The organism is Nonomuraea sp. NPDC005692 (assembly GCF_040631115.1).
Lineage (GTDB): Bacteria > Actinomycetota > Actinomycetes > Streptosporangiales > Streptosporangiaceae > Nonomuraea.
The window spans coordinates 110,898-131,230 of sequence record NZ_JBEXYU010000029.1 but is presented as its reverse complement, the minus strand read 5'-3'; the positions used below and the strand labels follow the sequence as shown (position 1 = coordinate 131,230).

The 20,333-nt window shown below is 71.5% G+C and carries 12 protein-coding genes; 7 read left to right on the top strand and 5 right to left on the bottom strand.

Features of this window, described 5'->3' with window-relative positions; genetic code table 11:
- Window positions 1-3 precede the first annotated feature (3 nt).
- The 7 genes from ABZ459_RS40330 to ABZ459_RS40300 all read left to right on the top strand — a co-directional run bounded on the left by ABZ459_RS40330 (window position 4) and on the right by ABZ459_RS40300 (window position 15,977).
- Window positions 4-5,046 (top strand): SDR family NAD(P)-dependent oxidoreductase, encoded by a 5,043-nt coding sequence (locus ABZ459_RS40330; RefSeq protein ID WP_357982446.1) that lies wholly within the window; start codon window positions 4-6, stop codon window positions 5,044-5,046.
- Window positions 5,043-9,959: an amino acid adenylation domain-containing protein gene (locus ABZ459_RS40325; protein ID WP_357982443.1), complete on the top strand. Its 4,917-nt coding sequence runs from the start codon at window positions 5,043-5,045 to the stop codon at window positions 9,957-9,959. The genes ABZ459_RS40330 and ABZ459_RS40325 overlap by 4 nt, the downstream gene beginning before the upstream one ends.
- Window positions 9,959-11,341, top strand: coding sequence for a hypothetical protein (locus tag ABZ459_RS40320; RefSeq protein ID WP_357982440.1), 1,383 nt, complete (start codon window positions 9,959-9,961; stop codon window positions 11,339-11,341). Before ABZ459_RS40325 ends, ABZ459_RS40320 begins: the two co-directional genes overlap by 1 nt.
- Window positions 11,334-12,575 (top strand): MFS transporter, encoded by a 1,242-nt coding sequence (locus ABZ459_RS40315; RefSeq protein ID WP_357982437.1) that lies wholly within the window; start codon window positions 11,334-11,336, stop codon window positions 12,573-12,575. Before ABZ459_RS40320 ends, ABZ459_RS40315 begins: the two co-directional genes overlap by 8 nt.
- Window positions 12,575-13,945, top strand: coding sequence for a hypothetical protein (locus tag ABZ459_RS40310; protein WP_357982434.1), 1,371 nt, complete (start codon window positions 12,575-12,577; stop codon window positions 13,943-13,945). Before ABZ459_RS40315 ends, ABZ459_RS40310 begins: the two co-directional genes overlap by 1 nt.
- Window positions 13,946-13,948: 3 nt before the next feature.
- Window positions 13,949-15,277 carry a hypothetical protein gene (locus tag ABZ459_RS40305; RefSeq protein WP_357982431.1) on the top strand — a complete coding sequence of 443 codons (1,329 nt, stop codon included), beginning with the start codon at window positions 13,949-13,951 and terminating at the stop codon, window positions 15,275-15,277.
- An 88-nt stretch (window positions 15,278-15,365) separates the two neighbouring features.
- Window positions 15,366-15,977, top strand: coding sequence for a hypothetical protein (locus tag ABZ459_RS40300; RefSeq protein ID WP_357982428.1), 612 nt, complete (start codon window positions 15,366-15,368; stop codon window positions 15,975-15,977).
- 37 nt (window positions 15,978-16,014) lie between these two features.
- Here ABZ459_RS40300 and ABZ459_RS40295 read toward each other — a convergent pair whose 3' ends face one another.
- From ABZ459_RS40295 to ABZ459_RS40275, 5 genes are all read right to left on the bottom strand, one after another.
- Window positions 16,015-16,392 carry a GntR family transcriptional regulator gene (locus tag ABZ459_RS40295; protein ID WP_357982425.1) on the bottom strand — a complete coding sequence of 126 codons (378 nt, stop codon included), beginning with the start codon at window positions 16,390-16,392 and terminating at the stop codon, window positions 16,015-16,017.
- Complete coding sequence (locus ABZ459_RS40290) at window positions 16,389-17,210, bottom strand: hypothetical protein (protein ID WP_357982422.1); 822 nt, start codon at window positions 17,208-17,210, stop codon at window positions 16,389-16,391. Before ABZ459_RS40290 ends, ABZ459_RS40295 begins: the two co-directional genes overlap by 4 nt.
- Window positions 17,211-17,602: 392 nt before the next feature.
- Window positions 17,603-18,292, bottom strand: a complete 690-nt coding sequence (locus tag ABZ459_RS40285) for a DUF4097 family beta strand repeat-containing protein (RefSeq protein ID WP_357982419.1) — start codon at window positions 18,290-18,292, stop codon at window positions 17,603-17,605.
- Window positions 18,293-18,420: 128 nt separating this feature from the next.
- Entirely contained in the window at window positions 18,421-18,975 is a 555-nt protein-coding gene (locus ABZ459_RS40280; RefSeq protein WP_357982416.1) for a hypothetical protein, read from the bottom strand.
- A 126-nt stretch (window positions 18,976-19,101) separates the two neighbouring features.
- Complete coding sequence (locus tag ABZ459_RS40275) at window positions 19,102-20,211, bottom strand: serine hydrolase domain-containing protein (RefSeq protein ID WP_357982413.1); 1,110 nt, start codon at window positions 20,209-20,211, stop codon at window positions 19,102-19,104.
- Between the last annotated feature and the right edge of the window lie 122 nt (window positions 20,212-20,333).

The following is a 20,333-nucleotide window of genomic DNA, read 5'->3' as shown; positions in this document are numbered from 1 at the left end:
ATCATGGATCCCATTCTTTCCAGCTTTCCTCCGAACAGTGTGGCCATCGTCGGCATGGCGGTGAGAGCCCCGTCGGCGCCGGATCTCGAGTCCTTCTGGGCCGTCTGTGAGGCCGGTGGGGAGGCGACGACGTCATGGGCGCCCGCGGCGGGGCAACCGTCGCGGGTCACCACAGCCGGACTGCTTCCCGACGTCGACCTCTTCGACGCCGCGGCGTTCGGACTGAGCCCCGCGGAGGCGGAGATCCTCGATCCCCAGCACCGCGTCTTCCTCGAACTGTGCTGGCAGGCGCTCGACCAGGCCGGAGTGGCACCCGACCCCGACCTGCTGGCCGGCGTGTACGCCGCCGCGGCGCCCAGCAGCTACCGGGTGCGGCCCGCCGGGTCCGAGGCCGCCCGCTACCAGGTGCTGACCAGCAACGAGCCCGACTTCCTGGCCACTCGCGTCAGTTACCTGCTGAACCTGCAGGGCGAAGCGATCAACGTGCAGACCGGCTGTTCCTCTTCGCTCGTCGCCGTGCACCTCGCCGTCGAGAGCCTGCTGGCGGGCAACGTCGACGTCGCCCTCGCCGGCGGCGTGACGGTCAACCTGGACCTGGAGAACGGGTACGTCTTCGAAGAAGGAATGATCTCCGCACCCGACGGCGTCTGCCGGCCCTTCGACGTTGCCGCCAACGGCGCGGTTCCCGGCAACGGCGCGGGTGTCGTCGTCCTGCAGCGGCTCCAGGACGCCTGGGAGCAGCGCCGGATCATCCACGCCGTCATCCGCGCGTCGGCGGTCAACAACGACGGAGCCGGCAAGTCCAGCTTTCTCGCCCCCAGCCGCCGGGGACAGGCCGACGCCCTGCTCACGGCCATGGCGCGAGCACAGGTGCCGGCCGAGAGCATCGGCTATCTGGAGACCCATGGCACCGGCACCCGGCTGGGCGACGCCATCGAGCTGGCCGCGGCTCAGGACGCCTTCGGCGCGCTCACCCGCGCGACCGGGTTCTGCGCGATCGGGTCGCTGAAGGCCAACTTCGGTCACCTCGACCGGGCGGCAGGCATCGTCGGCCTGATCAAGGCCGCGTTGTGCGTGCAGCGAGGGGTCCAGCCGCCGCTACGGAACTTCGTCGCGCCGCCCCCCGACTTTCCCGCGCACACGTCCGCCTTCACGTTCCCGGTCAACGCCCGGCCGTGGACCGCCGCCGTTCGCCGCGCGGGCGTCAGCTCGTTCGGTGTCGGCGGGACGAACGCCCACGTCGTCGTCGAGCAGGCGCCCGCCACGAGGCCGGTGCGGCGGCCGGCCGCCGGTGCACCGGCGGCTCTTCCCCTGTCAGCACCCAAGGCGTCGGCACTCCCGCCGCTGGAGAGACGCGTTCTCGATCACATCGGCGCCGCCGGTCCCGACCTCGACGTGCTGCACACGCTCGCTCGGGGGAGGCGTCACCACCCCTGGCGGTCGGTGATCGTCCAGGACGGTGGCGTGAACCTGCGTGTGTCCGGCGCACCTGACCAGGTGCGCGGAGAGCTCACCGTGGCCCTTCCGGCGATGGGAGAACCTCTGCGACGGGACTTCGGCGAGCTCCTCGACCGCTACCCGGTCGCCCGCGCGGCCTGGGAGAAGGTCGCCGAGGCCGCGCGGGTCGCCCCGGACGCCATGACACGCGACGCGGACACCCCCCGGCTGCGGGCCGTCGCACGCCTCGGGATCGTCCTCGCCTTCGCCAGGCTGCTGGAGTCGTTCGGCATCCACGTCACCTCCTTCCGCGGTCTGCCGGGTGACCCGCTGCCGCTGCTGCTTCGCGGTGACATCGACCTCGATCGATGCGTGGACGCCGTCCTCGGCACGCCGGGCACGGCCGCCGCCCGCGTCGCGGATCAGCCCTACGGCGAGGGCTACGTCCTCGACCTCGGCAGCGGTGCGGAGACGACCGGGGAACTCGCGCTGACGGCCACCATGTCGCATCCCGGCGGCTGCCTGCCGGGGTTGCTCGCGGACGTCGCGACCTTGTGGGTCGCCGGGCACGACGTCGACTGGGACGCGGTGAACGGGTCGGCAAAAGGGGCGATCGCCGTCCTGCCCGCCTACCCCTTCGAACGGCAGTCGTACTGGGTGCACGACCTCGACGAGGACGACGCGCCCCGTGCCAGGTTCGGCCGCTGTGTCCTGGAGGAGGCGCATTGGGTGCCGAGACCGGAGACCCGAGCGGACCGCCCCCTCATACCGGCGGAGGTGCGGGTGGTCGGCGACGGCCCGCTCGCGCGGGCCCTGCGGGACCACGTCGCCGCGATCGACGTCACCGGACGGGACACGTCGGGAAACGCGGTGGTCGTGGTGCAGGCGGATCCCGCGGAGCGGGAGGACTTCGCCTTGTCCTCGTGGCTGCGGGACACGCTGCTCGACCCCGCGCGAGCGCTACGCGCCGACACCTCTGCCCTCGTGCTGGTCACCCGGGGCGCCTTCGCGGTGCTGCCCGGCGAACTGCCCGATCCGTACGCCTGCGGCCTGCTCGGAGTGGCCAGATGCGCCCCTCATGAGATCCTCGGCCTCCAGTCGTCGATTCTCGACCTGGACCCGCACGGCGGGGCGAGCGTCCAGGCCGAGGCCGACCGGATCCTCCGGCACCTGGCGGCTCGCCACCAGGAGGACCGGGCCTGGCGCGGGAGATCGGCGTATCAACGCACCTTCCGGTCCGTGCAGGCCGTGAATCCGAGTCTGCTGCGCCGTGGCGGCACGTATCTCGTGCTCGGCGGCACGGGAAACCTCGGGATCGGCCTCGCCGAGGCGATCTGCGAGCAGACCCGGGCGCGTGTCGTGCTGGCGGGGCGGAGTGCGCGCGCGCCCAAGGCGCCGGCCGTGGTGGCCGCCGAACGGCGCATCCAGGAGTCCGGCTCACGCGTCGAGTGGGTCACGGCGGACTGCACGGACCGAGAGGACCTCAAGCGGCTGCTCAAGGAGGTCGCCGACGGCGAAGGCCGCATCGACGGCATCTTCCACCTGGCGGGGGACACGCACAGGGAGAGTTTCCAGGACCTGGCCACGGTGTCCGCCGAGGCCGCCCTGGCCACCGTCGAGGCGAAGGTGCTCGGCGCCCGGTACCTCGCCGATGAACTCGTGCACGTCGACCACGACTTCGTGGCCATGTACTCGTCCCTGTCCGTGGTCACCGGCGCTCGCGCCTTCGCCCCGTACGTCAGCGCGAACGCCTTCCTGGACGCGCTGGCCCAGGTGGAGACCGCCCGGACGGCCCGCCCGTGGATCTCGATCCAGTGGGATGGCTGGTCGCACGACGGCCGGCCGAGCGCTCGCGGGCTGAGCAGGGAGGAAGGAGCGCGGCTGCTGCAGGCCAGCCTGTGCACGCGGTCGAGCGTGGTCGCGCCGGCCACCGAGCGGGTCGAGGACCGTCTCCGGACCATCCGCCGGGACCTGCTCGCCGTGGCGAGCAGTCTCGTCGAGCACGACGGCGGCCCGGACCACTCTGATGCGCTCGAGGCGACGCTGGCCGCGACCCGGGCTGTCACCGGGCACGCCGGCGTGACGGCCGATGAGACCTTCCTCGCCATCGGGATGGACTCTTTGCAGATGATGCGGCTCGCGGCCCGGCTGCGTCCGCGTCTGCGGGAGGAGGTCACGCTGGCGCAGCTCGTGGCCTGCCGTACGCCCCGGCAGGCCAGCGCCCTGCTGACGGCCGCGCAGCCCACGCCGGGCTCCGGCGGGCCGTCGGGCGCCGACCTCGACCGCGGCGCTCTGTCCACGATGCAGGAGCGCCTGTTCTACGAGAACCAGCTCGGCGGCGGCACCGACGCCTACAACGTGCCGTTCGGCTGGACGGTGCACCGGACGGTCTCGGAGCAGGACCTGCGGGCGGCCGTGGAGGCCGTCCTGGACGAGCATGCCTCGCTTCGCGCGGCCTTCCGCACCGACCGGGCGGGCATCACCCGGCGAACCACGATCCCGGTGTCCGCCGTGCCCGTCACCGTGCACGTGGCGGACGGCGAGCCGGGCGATCTCGTCCAGGAGTTCGTCTCCCGGCCGTTCGACCTGGCGGCGGCCTCGACCCGGGTCCTGCTCCGGGGCGACGGCGAACGCTGGCGAGTCGTCTTCGTCTGCCACCACATCTCCGTCGACGCATGGTCCACCGATCTCATCGCCGGATCACTCTCGGCGCGGCTCTCAGGCGGGCACGGCACCCCCGCCGCGGGCGACTACGGTGACTACGTCGCCTGGGAACAGGCGTTCCGCCGCAGCGGTGACCATGCGCGGCAGCTGGGCTTCTGGCGCGAGACCCTTCGTGCGGCCGTCCCCACCCTGCCGCCCGCCGACGAGGGGGACGACGACACACGGGACGGCGTCGGCCAGGTCACCCGTTCCGTGCGGCCGGCCGCCCTGGTCGGCCTTCAGGAGATTCTCGCGATCGAAGGGGCGACGCTGTTCGCCGCCGCCCTGTCCGCACTCGCCGCCGCACTGTGCCGCTGGTGCCGCACCGACGAGGTGGTGATCGCCACCAACGTCTCCAAGCGCCCGCTTCCGCAGCATGAGAGCATCGTCGGGCTGCTGGTGGACCCGGTGCTGCTCCGGCTGAGGTCGCGGCAGCGGATCTCGTTCGGGGAGAACCTGGCGGAGACGCGGCAACGGCTGGTGGACGCGATGGGCAACGCCGACATCCCGTTCCTGGACGTACTTCCGGTCGTGCAACGCCACCCGGACGCGCGTTCCGCGGCCTTCAGCGTCATCGCGACCATGTTCGACGGCCAGGACGGTGACGCGCTGCTGGAGCCGCTCGACCTCCGGCCGCCTGCCACGGCGAAGTTTCCCCTCGCCGTGGAGTTCCAGGTGGCAGACGGCGAACTCCGGATCCGGGCCCTCTTCGACCGCGGGTCGTATCGGGAGACGACCATCGTGACCGTCCTGGAGGACATGACGCGATATCTCAACACTTTCGCGGCGGCGGGGCCCGGCGGAACGGTTCCCCGCAACGTCGCGTCCACCGGTGAACGTCTCGCAGCACGGCTGACCTCCCCCGTCGGCGACGAAGGCGAGCAGACAGCGAGGGATCCCCTGTGAACACTCCCCGTAGGCGGCAGAGGCTGCTGGAAACGATCCTCGACCACTCGCGAACCCGGCCGGCCGCGCAGGCGCTGGTCACGCCGGCCCGCTCCTGGACGTACCGCGAACTCGAACGCGATGCCCACGCTCTGGCGGACCGGCTCGCGACCGCGGGGATCCGCCCCGGCGATCTGCTGGGCATCCTCGGCGGACAGCACGGCACCACGGTCGTCTCCATGATCGGGGTTCTGGCGGCGGGCGCCGGTTTCTGCAGGATCGACCCTTCGCTGTCCGCCCGCCGGCGCGATCTCATGCTGCAAGAACTCGGCAGCCCAGTGGTCCTGGACGCGGATCAGGGTCGGTTGATCCCCTGCCCTCAGGTGGCCCCCAAGCCCCGCGCCGCCGCACCGGACGCCGACTCCGGCGCCGCACTCGTGTACGCGATGTTCACCTCGGGATCCACGGGCCGGCCCAAGGGCGTACTCGTCGACGAGGACAGCCTGCTCAACATGCTGGCCTCCTTCCACGACCTGGCTCCGTGCGACGAAGGCTTCAGAGGCTCACTGCTGGCTCCGCTGAGTTTCGACGTGTCCATGTGGGAGGTCTTCTCGGCCCTTGCCTACGGGGGCACCCTCGTGGTGCCGCCCGAGACGGCCGTCCTCGACGCGGGGGAACTGTGGAGATTCCTGGTCCGCGAACGCGTGCACAGCGCCTATGTGCCACCGGCCCTGTTGACCGGCCTGGTCGCGGAGGCCGAGCGGCAGCCGGCGGCGCTGGAGAGAATGCTGGTGGGTGTGGAGCCGATTCCCCGGCGGCTGCTGGGCCGCCTGCTCGACACCCAGCCCCGGCTGCGGATCGTGAACGGCTACGGCCCCACGGAGACGACCGTCACGGCGACGCTCCACCTGGTCGAGCGGTCCGGCTCCCACCGGCGCGTGCCCATCGGACGGCCGGTCGCCGGCACCGTCGTCCGGCTGCTCGACGAGAGCGGGGCGGAGGTCGCCCCGGGGGAGATCGGCGAGATCGTCGTGTCAGGAGCCGCGGTCGCCCGGGGCTACCTGGGAGCCGACCAAGGCGGCTTCACCGTGCTGCACGGGATGAGAACGTATCGGACGGGCGACTACGGCAGGCTGGCCGAGCAGGGCCTGCTGGAGTTCGTGGGCCGCCGTGATCAGCAGGTCAAGATCGACGGGTTCCGCGTCGAGCCTGCCGAGACCGAACTCGCGATGACGGAGCACCCGCTCGTCCGGCGTGCCGTGGCCTTCACGACGGAGACCGCCGGCGGCAAGCACAGGCTGGTCTGCGCCGTGGAAGCCTCGGGACCCGTCGACGAGGCCGCGCTGCTCGCATTCGTCAGCGAGCGGCTGCCGCGGCATCTGTCGCCCAGCCGGGTGCTCGTCGTCTCCGCATGGCCGCTGTCCGCGAACGGCAAGGTCGATGTCGCGGCGCTCTCTTCGCTGGTCGGAACCCGTCCCGCCGATCTGCCGTACACGCCGCCGGAGACACCGGAGGCCAGGCAGGTGGCCGCGGTGTGGGCCGAACAGCTCGACGTGGACCGGATCGGCGTCGACGACGAGTTCCAGCGGCTCGGCGGCACGTCCACCGACGCGGTGCAGCTGGCCACGCGGCTGCGGAGCATGGGCGTTCCCGTCACCGGCGGGGCGATCCTGCGACGCAGGACTATCCGCGCACTCCTGGCCGAGCCCGTGCGGGCCTCGGCCGGCACACCGTCCGAACGCGTCTCGGGCGAGCACCCGGCCACGATGGAGCAGGCGGGTGTGTGGGCCTGGCGTGAGCTGCATCCGTCGTCGTCGCTGACCGCCGTGCTCTTCACCATGGAGATCGAGGGCCCGGTCGACGGCGCTCGCTTCGCGGAGGCCCTCTCGGTGGTGGTGGCACGTCACGCGTCCCTGCGCACCACGTTCTTCATGGACGACACCGGTCGGCTCGGGCAGCGGGTCGCCGAGGCGGCGTGCGGCGCTCTCTCGCTTCGCCGGGTCGAGAGCCGCGAGTCGGCGAGCCTGCGGGTCGCGCGGCTCGGCGAGCGTCGCTTCGACCTCAGGACGGAGTGCTGGGCGGCGGAACTGCTCCAGGGCCCCGACACGGCCGTCTTCGCGTTCGCCGCCGATCACACCGTCTTCGACGGCGAGTCGGCGGCCATCCTCCAGTCAGAGCTGGCCCGCGCCTACGACGGCAGCCTGCCGCGCGAAGAGGTGCCAGGTCCGGCGGTCCTGCGACCCGGCCGGGACGGCGGCGGGCAGGCGCGGGCCGAGACGGAGGCGTATTGGCGGGAGCGGCTGTCGGCCGCCGACCTGACGCGTTCCGCGCTTCCCGGCCGATTCGACGCCGACGTCACGCAGAGCCGGCCCGTACGCCAGGAGTCCTTCTCCTTCACCATCGCGGCCGAGGCGCTCACCGGCCTCAGGGAGCTGTCGCGCACGACGGGCGCGACACCGATGACCGTGTTCCTGTCGGGGCTCAAGGCCCTGTCCCGGCTGCGGGCCGGCACCCCGGCCAACACCGTGTGCCTCGCCCGGTCACGGCGCGAGGAAGCAGGCGCGGTGGACGGGATGGGACTGTACGTGACCCTGCTGCCGATCAACGACGAGCTTCCCCTGTCCGGCCTGAAACAGCTGACGTTCAGGTCCTACGTGGAGCAGGTGGCGGCGACGACCGCCGAAGCGCTTGATCACGCCACGCTCGGCTACGAGGAGATCCTGCATACGCTGCCGGGCCGCACCCAGAATGGATCGCCCGGGATCGTCCTGGTGGAAGAGGTGACGCCGGAGCCGGTCGACACCGGCGAGATCCGATTCCTCCCTTGTGCCGAGCGGTATCCCACGAACACGATGTACGACCTGACCGTGTTCGTGCGCCGTGCGCCCGGTACGGCGGCCGGCTGGGAGGTCACGGTGGTGGGCGACTCCAGTGCCTGCCTGGACGGTGCGGTGAGGACCTTCGCCGACGCCTTGTCCGCGTTCCTGCGATCGGCCCTGGAAGAGCCCGACGAGCCCATCGACGCCCTGCCCTACCTGACCCCGGCGGAACGCGCCCTGGTGCTCGCATCGGCACAGAGCGCCGAGCCGACGGGCACGCGGAGCCTGGTCGAGGCGGTCGCAGGCTGGGTCGGCCGGCGGCCCGGGAAGACGGCGGTCGAACATGACGGCCGGGCGACGACCTACGCCGAACTCTGGCAGCGAGCGCAGGACATCGCCGTGACGCTGCAGCCGGTCCCGCCGACTCCGGGGATCGCCGTGGTGCTCGCCAAGAGCCCGGACCTGGTCGCGACGTTTCTCGCCTGTCTCCTGGCCGGGCACGCGTACCTGCCGTTGACGCCGGAGCACGCGACGACGCGGCTGCCCGCGCTGGTCCGCAACAACGGGATCCGGATGTGCGTCACGTCCGCCGCGCTGGCGCGCGACCTGGATCTCGACGGTTGTGAGGTCGTCATCGTCGACGACATCGCGCCGGGTTCTCCCGCCGGAGCCGCCGATCCCGGCCGCGCACGCTCCGACGACGCGCCGGCGTACATCATGCCGACGTCGGGCAGCACCGGTCCGGCCAAGCTCGTGCAGGTGTCGCAGGCCGCCATCTGCGCTCTCGTGCTGGGACGACGTACGTTGCCCATCGACGAGCACGACCGTCTGATGCTGGTGACCAACTCGTCCTTCGACCCCGCCGCGTGGGAGCTGTGGGGCGCGCTGGCGAACGGCGCCACCCTCGTCGCTCCCACCGAGCAGGAGCTCGCCACCCCGGAGGCGCTGGGCCGCGCGCTGCTCGACCACGAGATCACCGTGGGCTTCATCGCCACGACGTTGTTCGCCCAGTTGCTCTCCGCGGGTCTGCCCAAGCTGAAGCTCATGCGGCATCTCGTCGTCGGCGGTGAGGCCGTGCCGGCTCAGCACTTCAGGCGGGCGGCGGCGTCCGTGCCGCCGGAGAGCCTGGTCAACGGCTATGGTCCGACCGAGAACACGGTCTACTCGTGCTGCTACCGGTACGACCCGGCCCACGGGTACGAGCGGAAGCTGCCCATCGGCCCGCCTCGTGACGGCTCAGGTGCGGTGGTCCTGGCCGACGGGCTGCACCCGGTGGCGCCGGGGATGCCCGGCGAGCTCATCGTCACGGGGAGCGGGCTCGCCGACGGGTATGTCGGGGACGAGACACTGACCTCTGCGCGTTTCATCTCGCTGCCCCAGGAGTACGGCCGCCGTGGATATCGCACGGGTGACGGGGCCCGGCTGCTGCCGTCGGGCGACTTCGACTACCTGGGCAGGCTCGACCGCCAGCTCAAGGTCAGGGGCTTCAGGCTCGAACCGAGCGACGTGGAGAGCGTGCTCCGCCAGCATCCGGACGTACGGCAGGCGGTCGCCTTCGACGTCAGGACCGCGAACGGCCCGCTGCTCTGCGCGGCGGTCGAACCCGCCGGCCTCGACGGTGCCGCGCTGCGCCAGTTCGTGGCCGGCAGGGTTCCCGACTACATGGTGCCCGCACGCATCCTCTCGGTGGCCGCGGTGCCGGCGACGCCCCAGGGGAAGACGGACTTCGAGGCGCTCAGGAGCATGGCCGCCGCCATGCACAGCGCGCGCGGCGGGCCGACGACGCGTACCGAGGACGTTCTGCTCGAACTGTGGCAGGACGTCCTGGCCCTGGAGAGTCTGGACGTCGAGGCGGACCTGTTCGAACTCGGGGCGCATTCCCTGTCCATCCTGACCGTCTCGGCGCGGGCGTCCCAGATGCTCGCGGCCCCGCTCCCGGCGCACCTGGTCTACGAGACACGCACGGTGCGGGCCCTGGCTGCCGGTTTCGACGCGCAGCGCGAGGGCGTGCCGTCCTACGATCACACTCGCGTGCGGCAACGCGTGGCCCGCACGGCCCGCCTGCGCGTGGAACAAGGAAACAACAACCACTCGAGCATCGATCGGCGACCTTGATGGAACATTCACCACCTCACCCCTCGCCCTCTCCGCTGCGCCCCTGCCAGGCGCACGACGACTGGAGACGGCGGATCCACGCCCTGCCCGCCGACGACCTGCGCAAGCTCGCGCGGGACATCGAGGAGTCCTGCCGCGAGCTGGGCATCTGGCAGCACACCGGCCTGGTCCCCCTGCAGCCGTTCGTGATCGAGGCCGCCGCCGGGCGGCTGCTGGACACGCTGACGGGCCAGTTGGAACAGCTGGTGGTGGCGCAGGCCACGCATGTCGCGGGGGAAGACCTGAACCGGCTCGCCGATCACGTCGGGGTGCCCCCGGAGGCGCGCTGGTTCCTGCCCGGCCGCCAGCCGCTGAACCGGGTGCTCGGCTGCTCGCGCGCGGACGTGCTGGTCGAGGACGGCCGTCCGCGGTTTCTGGAGTTCAACTTCGGGGCGTGCCTCAACGGCGCCACGTCCACGCCGGTCCTGACCCGCGCCCTGATGGAATCGGCTCCGGGGATCGACACGCGCCGCGCGCACGGCATCACGACGCAGTCGGTGTTCGCCGCGCGGCTGGCCTGGGTCAAGGACCACCTGCCGCCCGGCACGGCCAGGCTGGCCCTGCTGGGGTTCGCGCGGGACGGGGACGAGGGCTCGCTGCGGGCCTTCGAGCTGGAGGCGGCCCACCACTCGGCGAACGGGCTGAGCTGCGACTTCGTCCCCTTCGACGAGGCAGAGGTCGGCGACGACGCCCTGCACTGGCGGGGCAACACCTACCCTGCCGCCGTCAAGTACTTCATGGCCTCCGAGCGGGTGGTCCTCGAGCACGCCGACAAGCTGGCCGCGCTCGAACGCAGCGGCGTGGCCCTCTTCGGAGGCCAGCCCGCCGCGCTGTTCACCAGCAAGGTTCTCGTCGCCGACCTGTTCCAGCGGACCGACCTGCCGCCGGACCAGGAGCGTCTCCTCGACTTCGTGCCCTGGACGGCGAGGCTCGCGGAGGAGCCCGCCCGCCGCGGCGGAGAGGTCGTGGACGTCGCCGAATGGACCGCCAACCATCGGGAGCGGGCCGTGCTCAAGCCGAGCAACGCCTTCGGCTCGCGCGGAGTGGTCCTCGGAGACCGTACTCCGGCAGGCGAATGGGAGCGCGTGGTGAAGGAGGCCGTACGGGCGGGCGACTACGTCGTGCAGGAGGCCGTCGATCCCGACCCTTGGCCGCTGACCTACTGGGACCTGGAGCGCGAGGAGATCCGCGACGTTCTCGCGCCTGTGCTCCTCGGCCCCTTCCAGGTCATGGAGCGCAGCGGCGGCTGCTACACCAAGCAGCCTGGGGTCAACGACGCGGGCCGGCTGGTCAGGAGCCGGGACGGGTTGTCATTCGGATGCGTCGTGGCGGCCGGTGAGTGACACGGCCGTGGAGCCGTCGCGGGCCGGCGGCTCCTGGCTGTCCCGGCTGCTGGTCGCGTTCGGGTTCGCGAATGTCGCCGACGGCGTCAGCCTCGTCCTGCTGCCCATCGTCACGGTCTCGCTGACGCACTCGCCGATCGCCCTGGGCGCCGTGGCGCTGGCCAGGACCCTGCCATGGTCCCTGCTCGCGACCCCGGTCGGCGTGCACGCCGACCGGAGTCCGTTACGGGTGCTGATGATCAGCGCCAACGCCGTCCGCTGCGCGATCATGGTTGTGCTCGCCGGCCTGCTCGTCCTGGATCACCTGCCGCTCGCCTTGGTCATCGTCGCCGCCGGGCTGATCGGCGTCTGCGAGGTGTACTACGACATCGCCGCGCAGACCGCCCTGCCGAGGCTGGTGCAGCGCGAAGCGCTGGAGAAGGCGAACTCGCGCCAGACGCTGCTCGCGGAGTCCCTGCACGGCATGGCCGGTCCGGCTCTCGGCGGTCTGATCGCGGGTGTCGGCCCGGCTGTCGCGCTGACCGGAGCCGCCGCGTGCTATCTCGTCGCGGGCCTGCTCGGCCTGCGGTTGCCACCCCTCCGTCCCGACACCACATCGCACGGCCGGCTGCGGGCAGAGTTCCTCAAAGGCGTGCGCACGGTCTGGTCCGAGCCGCTGTTGCGGGTCTTCCTGGTCATGACGGGGTTCGGTGCGGTCTCCTTCGCCGGCTGGCAGGCCATGCTCAGCCTCTTCGCGCTCGGTCCAGGACCGGTGCACCTCACCAGCTTCGAGTTCGGCCTCGTCTACTCGATCGGCTCCGTCGGCGGCGTGCTGGCCGCCGCCTGCATGCCGGCCCTCGTGTCGCGGGTGTCGCGCGCCGCGCTGATCGTCTTCGCCCGTGTGCTCGCGTCGGTCAGCCTGGTGCTGCCCTTCTTCTTCCGCACGTTTCTCGGTTGTTCCGTGGCGATCACCGGTTACAGCATCGCCGTCATCGTGTGGAACGTGGTGACGGTCTCCTACCGGCAGCGCAGCCTGCCGTCCTCGGTCCTCGGACGCAGCAACGCCGCCTACCGCACTGTGGCGTGGGGGCTGCTGCCGCTGGGCCCGGCCGTCGCCGGACTGGTCAGCCAGGCCGGGGGTCCGGCGATCGGCCTGTTGTCCATGGGCGGGCTGAGCGCCGTGGCTCTGGTGCTGCTTCCCGCAGTCCTCGCCCGTCGGGCCATGCTCGACGCCCAACAGCCGGAGAAGGTGTGATGGTCGCAGCGAAACTGGACGCGTACCTGCTGGACAGCCGGGACGGCGGCTCCTGGGGGCGGTGGCTCGCCGACCGCGTCGAGGAGGTCATGAAGATCGGTCCGTATCGGCACCCTGCCGCGCCGATCCCCCTTCGCCCCCTGTACCTGCCCGCGGCGGAGGTCACGCACCTGGCGCAGATCACCGCGCGGTTCGTACGGCTGCTCATCAGGACGTGCGAGGCCAGAGCCGGCGGCGTCGCCGAACTGGAGAGGCTGCTGCGCTATGAGCGTCCCGCGGAGTCCCTGCTCACGGAGAGCGAGTGGCAGAACAGGTTCGCGGCAGACTCGGTACGTCCCGACATCGTGATCAGTTCGGGCACACCCAGATTCGTGGAGTTCAACATCAACTCCGCCATCGCGGGGCCGGAACAGGTGGCGGCGCTCAACCGGCTCTACCGGCGGCACCTGCTCGGCAACGCCGAGACCGCCGGACTCCTGCCGCGCGCCGAGGTGCTGGAGCCGTTGCCGCCGCGCAGCCGGGCGGTGGCGGCGGCGTCCGCGGCCTTCCACGGCGATCCAGGGCCGGTCGCGGTCATGGGCTGGGCCGAGAAGGGGTTCGGGGCGGAGGAGTACTTCGCCGACGTCCTCGACGACCTGAACAGAGCAGGGCTGGACGCGTATTTCGCGCTCCCGGGACAGTTCGCGGCCCATGCCGGCCGGCTGCACTCCCACCGCGGTCCCGTCGGCACGGTGCTGCGTATGTTCGTCACCGCGGACGCGGAGGAAGAGGGCCTGGACCTGTCGCCGGTGCGCGAGGCCCTGGCCGCCGACCGCGTCCTCGTCCTGTCGCCCGAGGCAGGGTCGCTCTTCGCGTCCAAGCTCGCGCTGGCCTGGCTGAGCACGGACGCCGACGAGCAGCGCCTGTCCGCGCGGGACGGTGAGTTCGTGGCGCGCCACCTGCCGTGGACCCGTGAGGTCCGCGACTCCTCCGTCCGCTGGGCAGGCCGTTCGCACGACCTGCTGACGCTGTTGCGGCAGGAACAGCACCGGTTCGTGCTCAAGCCGTCGAACAGGTACGGGGCCGCCGGCGTCGTGATGGGCCGCGATGTCACTCCGGAGGAGTGGGAACGTGCGCTGTCACACGCCGAACGGTCGAAGACCTATGTGGCGCAGGAGTTCTGCCGCCCCGACCCGGTGGAACTGCCCGTCCTGTACGAAGCCGACGCCACGCCGACCATGCTCCACGGGACGGCGGTGTTCAGCCCGATGCTCTTCGGCCTGCGGCTGGGCGGCATGCTGGCCCGGATCGTGCCGGACAGGGACAGATCAATCGTCAACGCGGTCTCGGGGGGTCTGATGAACTCCGTCTGGGCCGCAGAGGAGAGCTGAGCGATGCTCGACGTCTGGGACGCAACCCATCAGGCCCTGCCGCCGGCCGCGGCCGCAGCGGCCGCCGACCTGATCAACACCAGGCTCGCCGGGCTCAGGTTCGCCTCGTCGGACGGCCTGACCGCCCTGCGGCCCGTCGAGTTGGCGCCCGAGGTGCGCGAGCGGCTGGCCTGGGCGGCCCGCCGCCTGGTGAACGTGATCCACCGCTACTGCTGGGCCCTGACCGGGAACCCGCGGGAACTGGCGAAGCTCTGCGGGATGGAGCCACGCCAGCAGCCCTTCCTCGGCGCCCTGGACCCCGCACTCGAGAGGGCCCTGTCCAGCTGCAACGCCCGCCCGGACGCGCTGCTCCGCAACGGCACCCCCGTCTTCCTGGAGGCCAACTTCGGCGCCGCCAACAGCAGCCCCATCACCACGAACGCGCTTCTCCCCGTCTACGAGGAGCTCTACGGGTGCGTGCCGAAGGTCGGCGACTCCGAGCTGCGCGAGCCGTTCGCCGCTCGCGCGCGGCTGTATGGGCGCCTGTGTGCCGAACTGCGGCTCGAACAGCGCATTCTCATCGTCGGGACGGTACGCGAGCCGGACGTGGGGTCAGTGAGGTACCTGCAGTCCGAAGCGGATTTCATGGCTTCTGCCGGTTTCGAGAGCGAGTACGTGGAGCCCGAGTTCTTCAGCGCGGCGCGCGGCCGCGAGGTGGCCAGGAGCGGCGGCATCGTCCTGAAGCACTTCCTGCCCGAGGAATGGCTGGACCTCGGCTTCGACATCGCGTGGAAGGACCTCAGGGAGGCCCACCGGAACATGGTCTGGCTCGTCCCCGACTCCGGGCTCTCGCTGTCGAGCAAGCTGGTGCTGGCCTGGCTGAGCGCCAACTGCGACCAGCTCGACGTGGACGACAGGGCCTTCGTGCGTGAGCACATCCCGTGGACACGGGTGCTGGACGGGACTCCGCTCGAATTCATGGGCACCAAGGCCGGACCCGAGGAACTCCTCACCCGCTTCCAGGCCCATCTGGTGGTCAAGCCCGCGACGTCGTGCGCGGGTCAGGGGGTGCTCGTGGGCAGAGCCACGCCCGCGGACGTGTGGACGGACGCAGTAAGACGGGTCATGTCGGACGGGACGCACATCGTCCAGGAACATGTGCAGGCGGATGACTTGGAGATGGACTTCTACGACGCCTCGACCGGGGCTGTCATCCGCAGGCCGATCTCGTACGTGCTCGGCCCCTACGTCGTGGACGGCATGAGCGCGGGCTGCTCCGTCCGGCACGCCATCTCGTCCGAGGACGGGGTCGTGAATCACGCTCGGGGAGCCGCGATCAACCTGACGCTCTGACTGGGGGAGACCGTCGCGGATCCGGGGGTATTTTCCGCGCCCGTACGTCCTCCGACCCGGGTGGACAGCCACGACGAGGAGGGGCCTCATGACGCTGCAGAAGTCCGACATCGACTCCCTGGTCGACTGGATCGCCGGCAAGAAGTTCGGCAAGGCCACCAACTACACGCTCGCCATCGTCGACGACAACCTGTGGTTCACCAAGTCCAACGGCCTCGGCGGCGTCACGGGGGAGGGCCCGGCCGCCATCGTCGGCGAGATCGAGTCCCGGGGTCTCAACACCGGCCGGCTGGTGTGCATCGCCGGCGCGTTCTGCGACAACGTCAGCAACCACGCCGAGATGTGCATCCTGGCCGCGGTGGGCGAGAAGAACCTGTCGTCCATCAAGTACCTGAAGTGCTGCGCGCCCGTCTGCGACTTCTGCAAGGTGGTCCTCGACCACCACAAGATCCCCTACAGCTTCCGGCCCGCGCAGCGCGAGGGCGAGACCGTGACCGACGCCGCCTCCCAGCAGGGCTGGCGCCATCCGTTCCTGCCTGTCGGGTTCGGCACCCAGAGCGGCGACACCGCCAAGCAGCTGCAGGCGCTGGCCGAGCTCAACGACGCCGGGGTCGTCGAGGAGCGCAACGTGCCCGCCGGCGGCACCTACCTGTTCACCAAGCGCAAGGCGGGCAACTACAAGGAGGTCGACTTCGGCTAGGTCCGCCAGGAGGCGTCGGGGCGGCGGCGGATCGCGGTCATGACGAGGCCGGCGCCACCGCGCCGGAGGTCAGAGCCGCCTGTACGATGCGGAGCGCTTCGGTGGCGTCGAGGCCGACGCTGGCGATCACGGCGGCGTAGTCGGCGGCGGCCCGGCGGGCCCGTTCCCGGCCTTCCTCGCCGGCGGCCGACACGAACGAGCCCGCCCGCCCGCGCGTCTCGATCAGCCCCGCCTCCTCCAGCTCCCGGTAGGCCCGGCCGACCGTGTTGACGGCCAGGCCGAGGTCGGCCGCCATGTGGCGGATGGTCGGCAGCCGGGCGCCCACGGCCAGCGTGCGGTTCTGGATCTGCCGGGCGAGCTGGGCCCGCAACTGCTCGAACGGCGGGACCGGTGAGCCCGCATCGATGACGATCATCGCAGGCCCACCGCGCGCCGCGCCGTGGCCGCGTACGACGGCGCTCTGACATGGACGGCGACCAGGGCGAGCATCCCCAGCACCAGGAAACCCACCGAGGCGGCGCTCCACCACCCGGGCGCGAACCCGGACAGCAGCACCACCGGCAGCGACCACAGAACAGCCGGCGCGGAGCTCTCGCGCGCGTCCTCGATGCGCATGACGACATCGGCCGTCAGCGAGACCTCGTCCTCGGCCACGACGGGCCGGGCCAGCATCTCCCGCAGTTGCAGGACGGCGCCGAGGGCGACTCCGGTCACGGCGACCAGCAGCACGACGGCGGCGTGCCGTGCGGTGCCCTCGGTGACGACCAGCGCGCTCGCCCCCAGCGCGAACGCGCAGGCGAAGGCGGCGCCCGCCATGACGGCGTAGGGCCGTCCGAGCAGGGCGGCCCAGCCGAGCTGTACCGGATGGGTCACCCGTCGCGGCAGTGCCGCCCCGGCGCGCCGGTCGACGCGCCGCACCCAGGCGTCCAGCAGCACCTGGGTCAGCAGCAGCGCGGCGATCGACCCGCTCAGCGCCAGCATCGGCACCAGCCGGTTCGACCCGGACCCGCCGGAGGCTCCTGGCAGGGCGGCGACCTGCGCCAGGGAGGCCGCGACGATCAGCACGGCCAGAAGGACGCTGCCCAGCAGCCGCACTCGCCGCCGCACCGCCAGGCGCGTGGCCAGCAGTGGCGTCGGCGGGCCGTCGCCCAGGCCGTGCCGCCGCAGCCAGGTCTCGGCGCACCGGATGTCGGCCGACGGCGGTCCGGCGTCGGACATGGAAGCGTTCGTCATGCCTCCTCCTTTTGTCGCAAGCTTTGTAGCAATATGGTGCGTCATATCTTGCGACAAAGTCAACGCCCGGGACGCTCGTTGGCCGCGGCTGCAAGCCCGGCTCTGCGGCGACCGCCTCAGGAGGTGGGCCCGAGTTCGCCAAGGGAGTGCAGCCCGTGGGAGCGCCATCAGCACTCCTGGTAGCTACGTCGCTGCCATCGGGCCGCGTTCAGGACACTCCCGGACGTCGCAGATCTGGCAGCCTGGGCGGCCGCCGCGATCCGCCGTTTCGCGCCCGGCGTCCGCCCCCCGGCACCGGCCGACGGGGACGGCGACGGGCGCGTCCCGTCCTGAGGGCCGGAACACGGGAACGCCCGCGCGGCGGGCGGCCGGGACGTGCGCGGGGGAGCCGGTCACCCGGCGGAGACGGTGACGTCTCCGGACCCCGTGGTCAGCGACATCTTGCGCGGCGAGGAGCTGTCCTTCTTGACCGAGACGTTGGCGTCACCGGAGGTCGTGCGGGCCTTCACGTCGAAGGTCTCGTCGGGGACGGTGAGCGCGACGTCGCCCGAGCCGACCGACAGCTCGACGTTTTCCGGCGCGGCCGCGTACTTCAGGGTGACCTTGCCGGATCCCCCCTTGACCAGGAGCTTCTTGCCGCCCAGGCCCTCACCCTTGATGTCGCCGGAGCCGGCCTCCAGGTCCAGAGGGCCGGTGAGCGACCTCAGCGTCAGATCGCCCGAGCCGGTGTCCAGGTTGACCGGCATCCCCTTGGGGATCTCCACCTGGTACTCGACCCCGCAGGTGCCCCACGACTTCTCGCAGTCGTAGGAGACGGACAGCGTGCCGCCCTCCACCTTGTGTGCGGCCCGCGGCTTGTCGTTGCTCCAGTAGAGCCTCTCGGTCACGCGGACGGACGGCGCGTCTGACTCGGTGACGGTCACGTTCCCGCTGCCGCTTCTGAGGTGAAGCCGCTGCACCTTCTCCTTGACCTGGTACGTGCTGGTCTCCTCGTTCTTCGGTTTGCCGATGGCGTCCAGGCCGCACCCGGTCAGGAGCACCGCGGAGGCCAGCAGGCCGCCCGCGATCGCAGTGATCTTCATGCCGTCAATCCTGTCCGGCCATCCCCTCGCCCTGCATCAGGGATGCCCCCGACAGGTCCCCGGGAGAACCCTCACCGCGGACGACACCGTCCGTCCGCGGGAGTCGTGAGGCAGTCGCCGCCACGCCGTCAGGCGGCCACCTTCAGGCCAGGACGGCACCGGCGCAGGTAATACGCGAAGGTCAGGGCGAGCACCGTCGGCCCCCACAGGTTGAGCGGGCTGATGCACACCTTGGCCAGAATCTCCCACCAGACGTTCTCGTAGGCGATCTCGTCAACGGCCCCCATCCATTGGAGCACCGTCTGCACCGGCAGCACCGACAGGATCACACCCCCGGCCGTCGCGGGAACCAGCGCGGCCATCGGCGGGATGAGCCGGCCCCCGAGAAGAGGGACCCAGGCCGGGACGACCTCCCCCCACCGGCGTACCAGGCCGATGCTCAGCAACGCCGCCAGCTCCGACAGCGTACTGAGCCCGAGGATGTACGGAATTCTGATCCACAGCGCCGGCATGTCCGTGGCGTGGATCTGGCCCATCTCGAAATCGAGCACGAACGGCAGCCGCCACAGGCAGGAGGGCAGCACCAGCAGCGGAAGCGCGTAGGCGGCACGTAGCGCCCAGCGCGGGACATGCCGCTCGGTGTCGCTCGTGGCGGGAGCCGTGCGCAGGAGTTTGATCGGCATGCTTCCACTGTGTCCGGGCCGTGCTCCCGGAGGATCACCTGAGCGGGCGAGCGGTCTCCCCCCACCGGGGGAGACCGGTCCACCGCACCGGTCATCCGGTCAACGTGACCGGCCGTCCGGGAGAGGTCAGCGAAGGTCGCGGATGAGGGTGCCGATGACGGCGTCGACGCGGTCGGAGTCGAAGTCGTCCGTGCCGATCAGGAGGGTCACGGCGCGCTCGCCGTCGTCGGTGACGGCGTTCCTGAACGTGTGGCCGCCCGCCATGCTGCCCGCGTGCCCCCAGGCGTCCTGTCCCGGAATGAGCTGGTAGCGCTCGACGCCCAGGCCGTAGCCCTGGCCGGCGTCGTCGGGAATGGTCCGCTTCATCTCGGCGAGCTGGGCCGGGGCCAGCAGCCTGCCGGTCACCAGCGCGGTCCAGAAGGCGGTCGCGTCGGCGCCAGTGGAGATCAGCTCGCCGGAGGCGTCGGCCTCGGTGGTGTTCCATTCGGTCCGGTCCACCAGGGACCCGCCGCGCTTGACGTAGCTGCGCAGGTCGGGCTTGGCGATCGTGGTGCGGTCGCCGGGCCAGGAGGTGCCGCGCAGCCCGAGGCGTTTGATGATCCGCCGGTTGATCTCGGTGCCGATGTCGCGGCCGGTGACCTTGGCGACGATCAGCCCGGCCAGGTTGTAGTTGGTGTTGGCGTAGGCGAAGCCGTCGGGGGTCCTGTCGGGCGGCGGCAGGGCGAGCGCCTGCCGGACCGTGCGCAGGGGCTCGATGTGGTCCCAGCGGTGCGCCTCCTCGTCGGCCCAGAACGGCGCCTCCAGGTACTCGGGCAGGCCGCTGGTGTGCTGCAGGAGCTGTCTGATCGTGATCCTGCGCCCGTCGTAGCGTCTGGTGCGGACGAGGCCCGGCAGGTAGCGGTCGACGGTGTCGTCCAGCCTGATCCGGCCCTCGCCGACGAGCTGGAGCACGACGGTGGCGGTCCACGCCTTGGTGTCGCTGCCGATCCGGCTGTGCTCGTCGCCGGTGACCTTGCGGCCCGTCCTGCGGTCGGCCACGCCGACGCCTCCGCTCCAGAGGCCGCAGCCCGGGCTCTTGACCGTCACGACGATCCCCGGCGCGCCGACGTCCTTCAGCGACTCCAGGGCCGTCCGGATGGGTCCGGTGTCACACTGCGGCGCGGCCGCCGCCGCGGGCGCGGTCACCAGGGCGGCGGTGACCGCCAGGGCCGCGACGGCACTCGTCCCAGCTCGCATGATCTCCCCTTCACACTCGTCTCGCCCACGGTCCGACCGGACGTGAACAGCGGTTGCGCCCGCCCCGGCGAGGACCGGTACAGTCGCTGGGGCCGACCGCGGCGCGCCTGCCGGTGTGCGCA

Bases quoted from the DNA above. Each gene is read 5' to 3' on its own strand.
- ABZ459_RS40290 (WP_357982422.1), bottom strand. From the start codon at position 17,210: ATGACGAACGCTTCCATGTCCGACGCCGGACCGCCGTCGGCCGACATC.
- ABZ459_RS40300 (WP_357982428.1), top strand. From the start codon at position 15,366: ATGACGCTGCAGAAGTCCGACATCGACTCCCTGGTCGACTGGATCGCC.
- ABZ459_RS40320 (WP_357982440.1), top strand. From the start codon at position 9,959: ATGGAACATTCACCACCTCACCCCTCGCCCTCTCCGCTGCGCCCCTGC.
- ABZ459_RS40280 (WP_357982416.1), bottom strand. From the start codon at position 18,975: ATGCCGATCAAACTCCTGCGCACGGCTCCCGCCACGAGCGACACCGAG.
- ABZ459_RS40295 (WP_357982425.1), bottom strand. From the start codon at position 16,392: ATGATCGTCATCGATGCGGGCTCACCGGTCCCGCCGTTCGAGCAGTTG.
- ABZ459_RS40275 (WP_357982413.1), bottom strand. From the start codon at position 20,211: ATGCGAGCTGGGACGAGTGCCGTCGCGGCCCTGGCGGTCACCGCCGCC.
- ABZ459_RS40305 (WP_357982431.1), top strand. From the start codon at position 13,949: ATGCTCGACGTCTGGGACGCAACCCATCAGGCCCTGCCGCCGGCCGCG.
- ABZ459_RS40285 (WP_357982419.1), bottom strand. From the start codon at position 18,292: ATGAAGATCACTGCGATCGCGGGCGGCCTGCTGGCCTCCGCGGTGCTC.
- ABZ459_RS40330 (WP_357982446.1), top strand. From the start codon at position 4: ATGGATCCCATTCTTTCCAGCTTTCCTCCGAACAGTGTGGCCATCGTC.
- ABZ459_RS40310 (WP_357982434.1), top strand. From the start codon at position 12,575: ATGGTCGCAGCGAAACTGGACGCGTACCTGCTGGACAGCCGGGACGGC.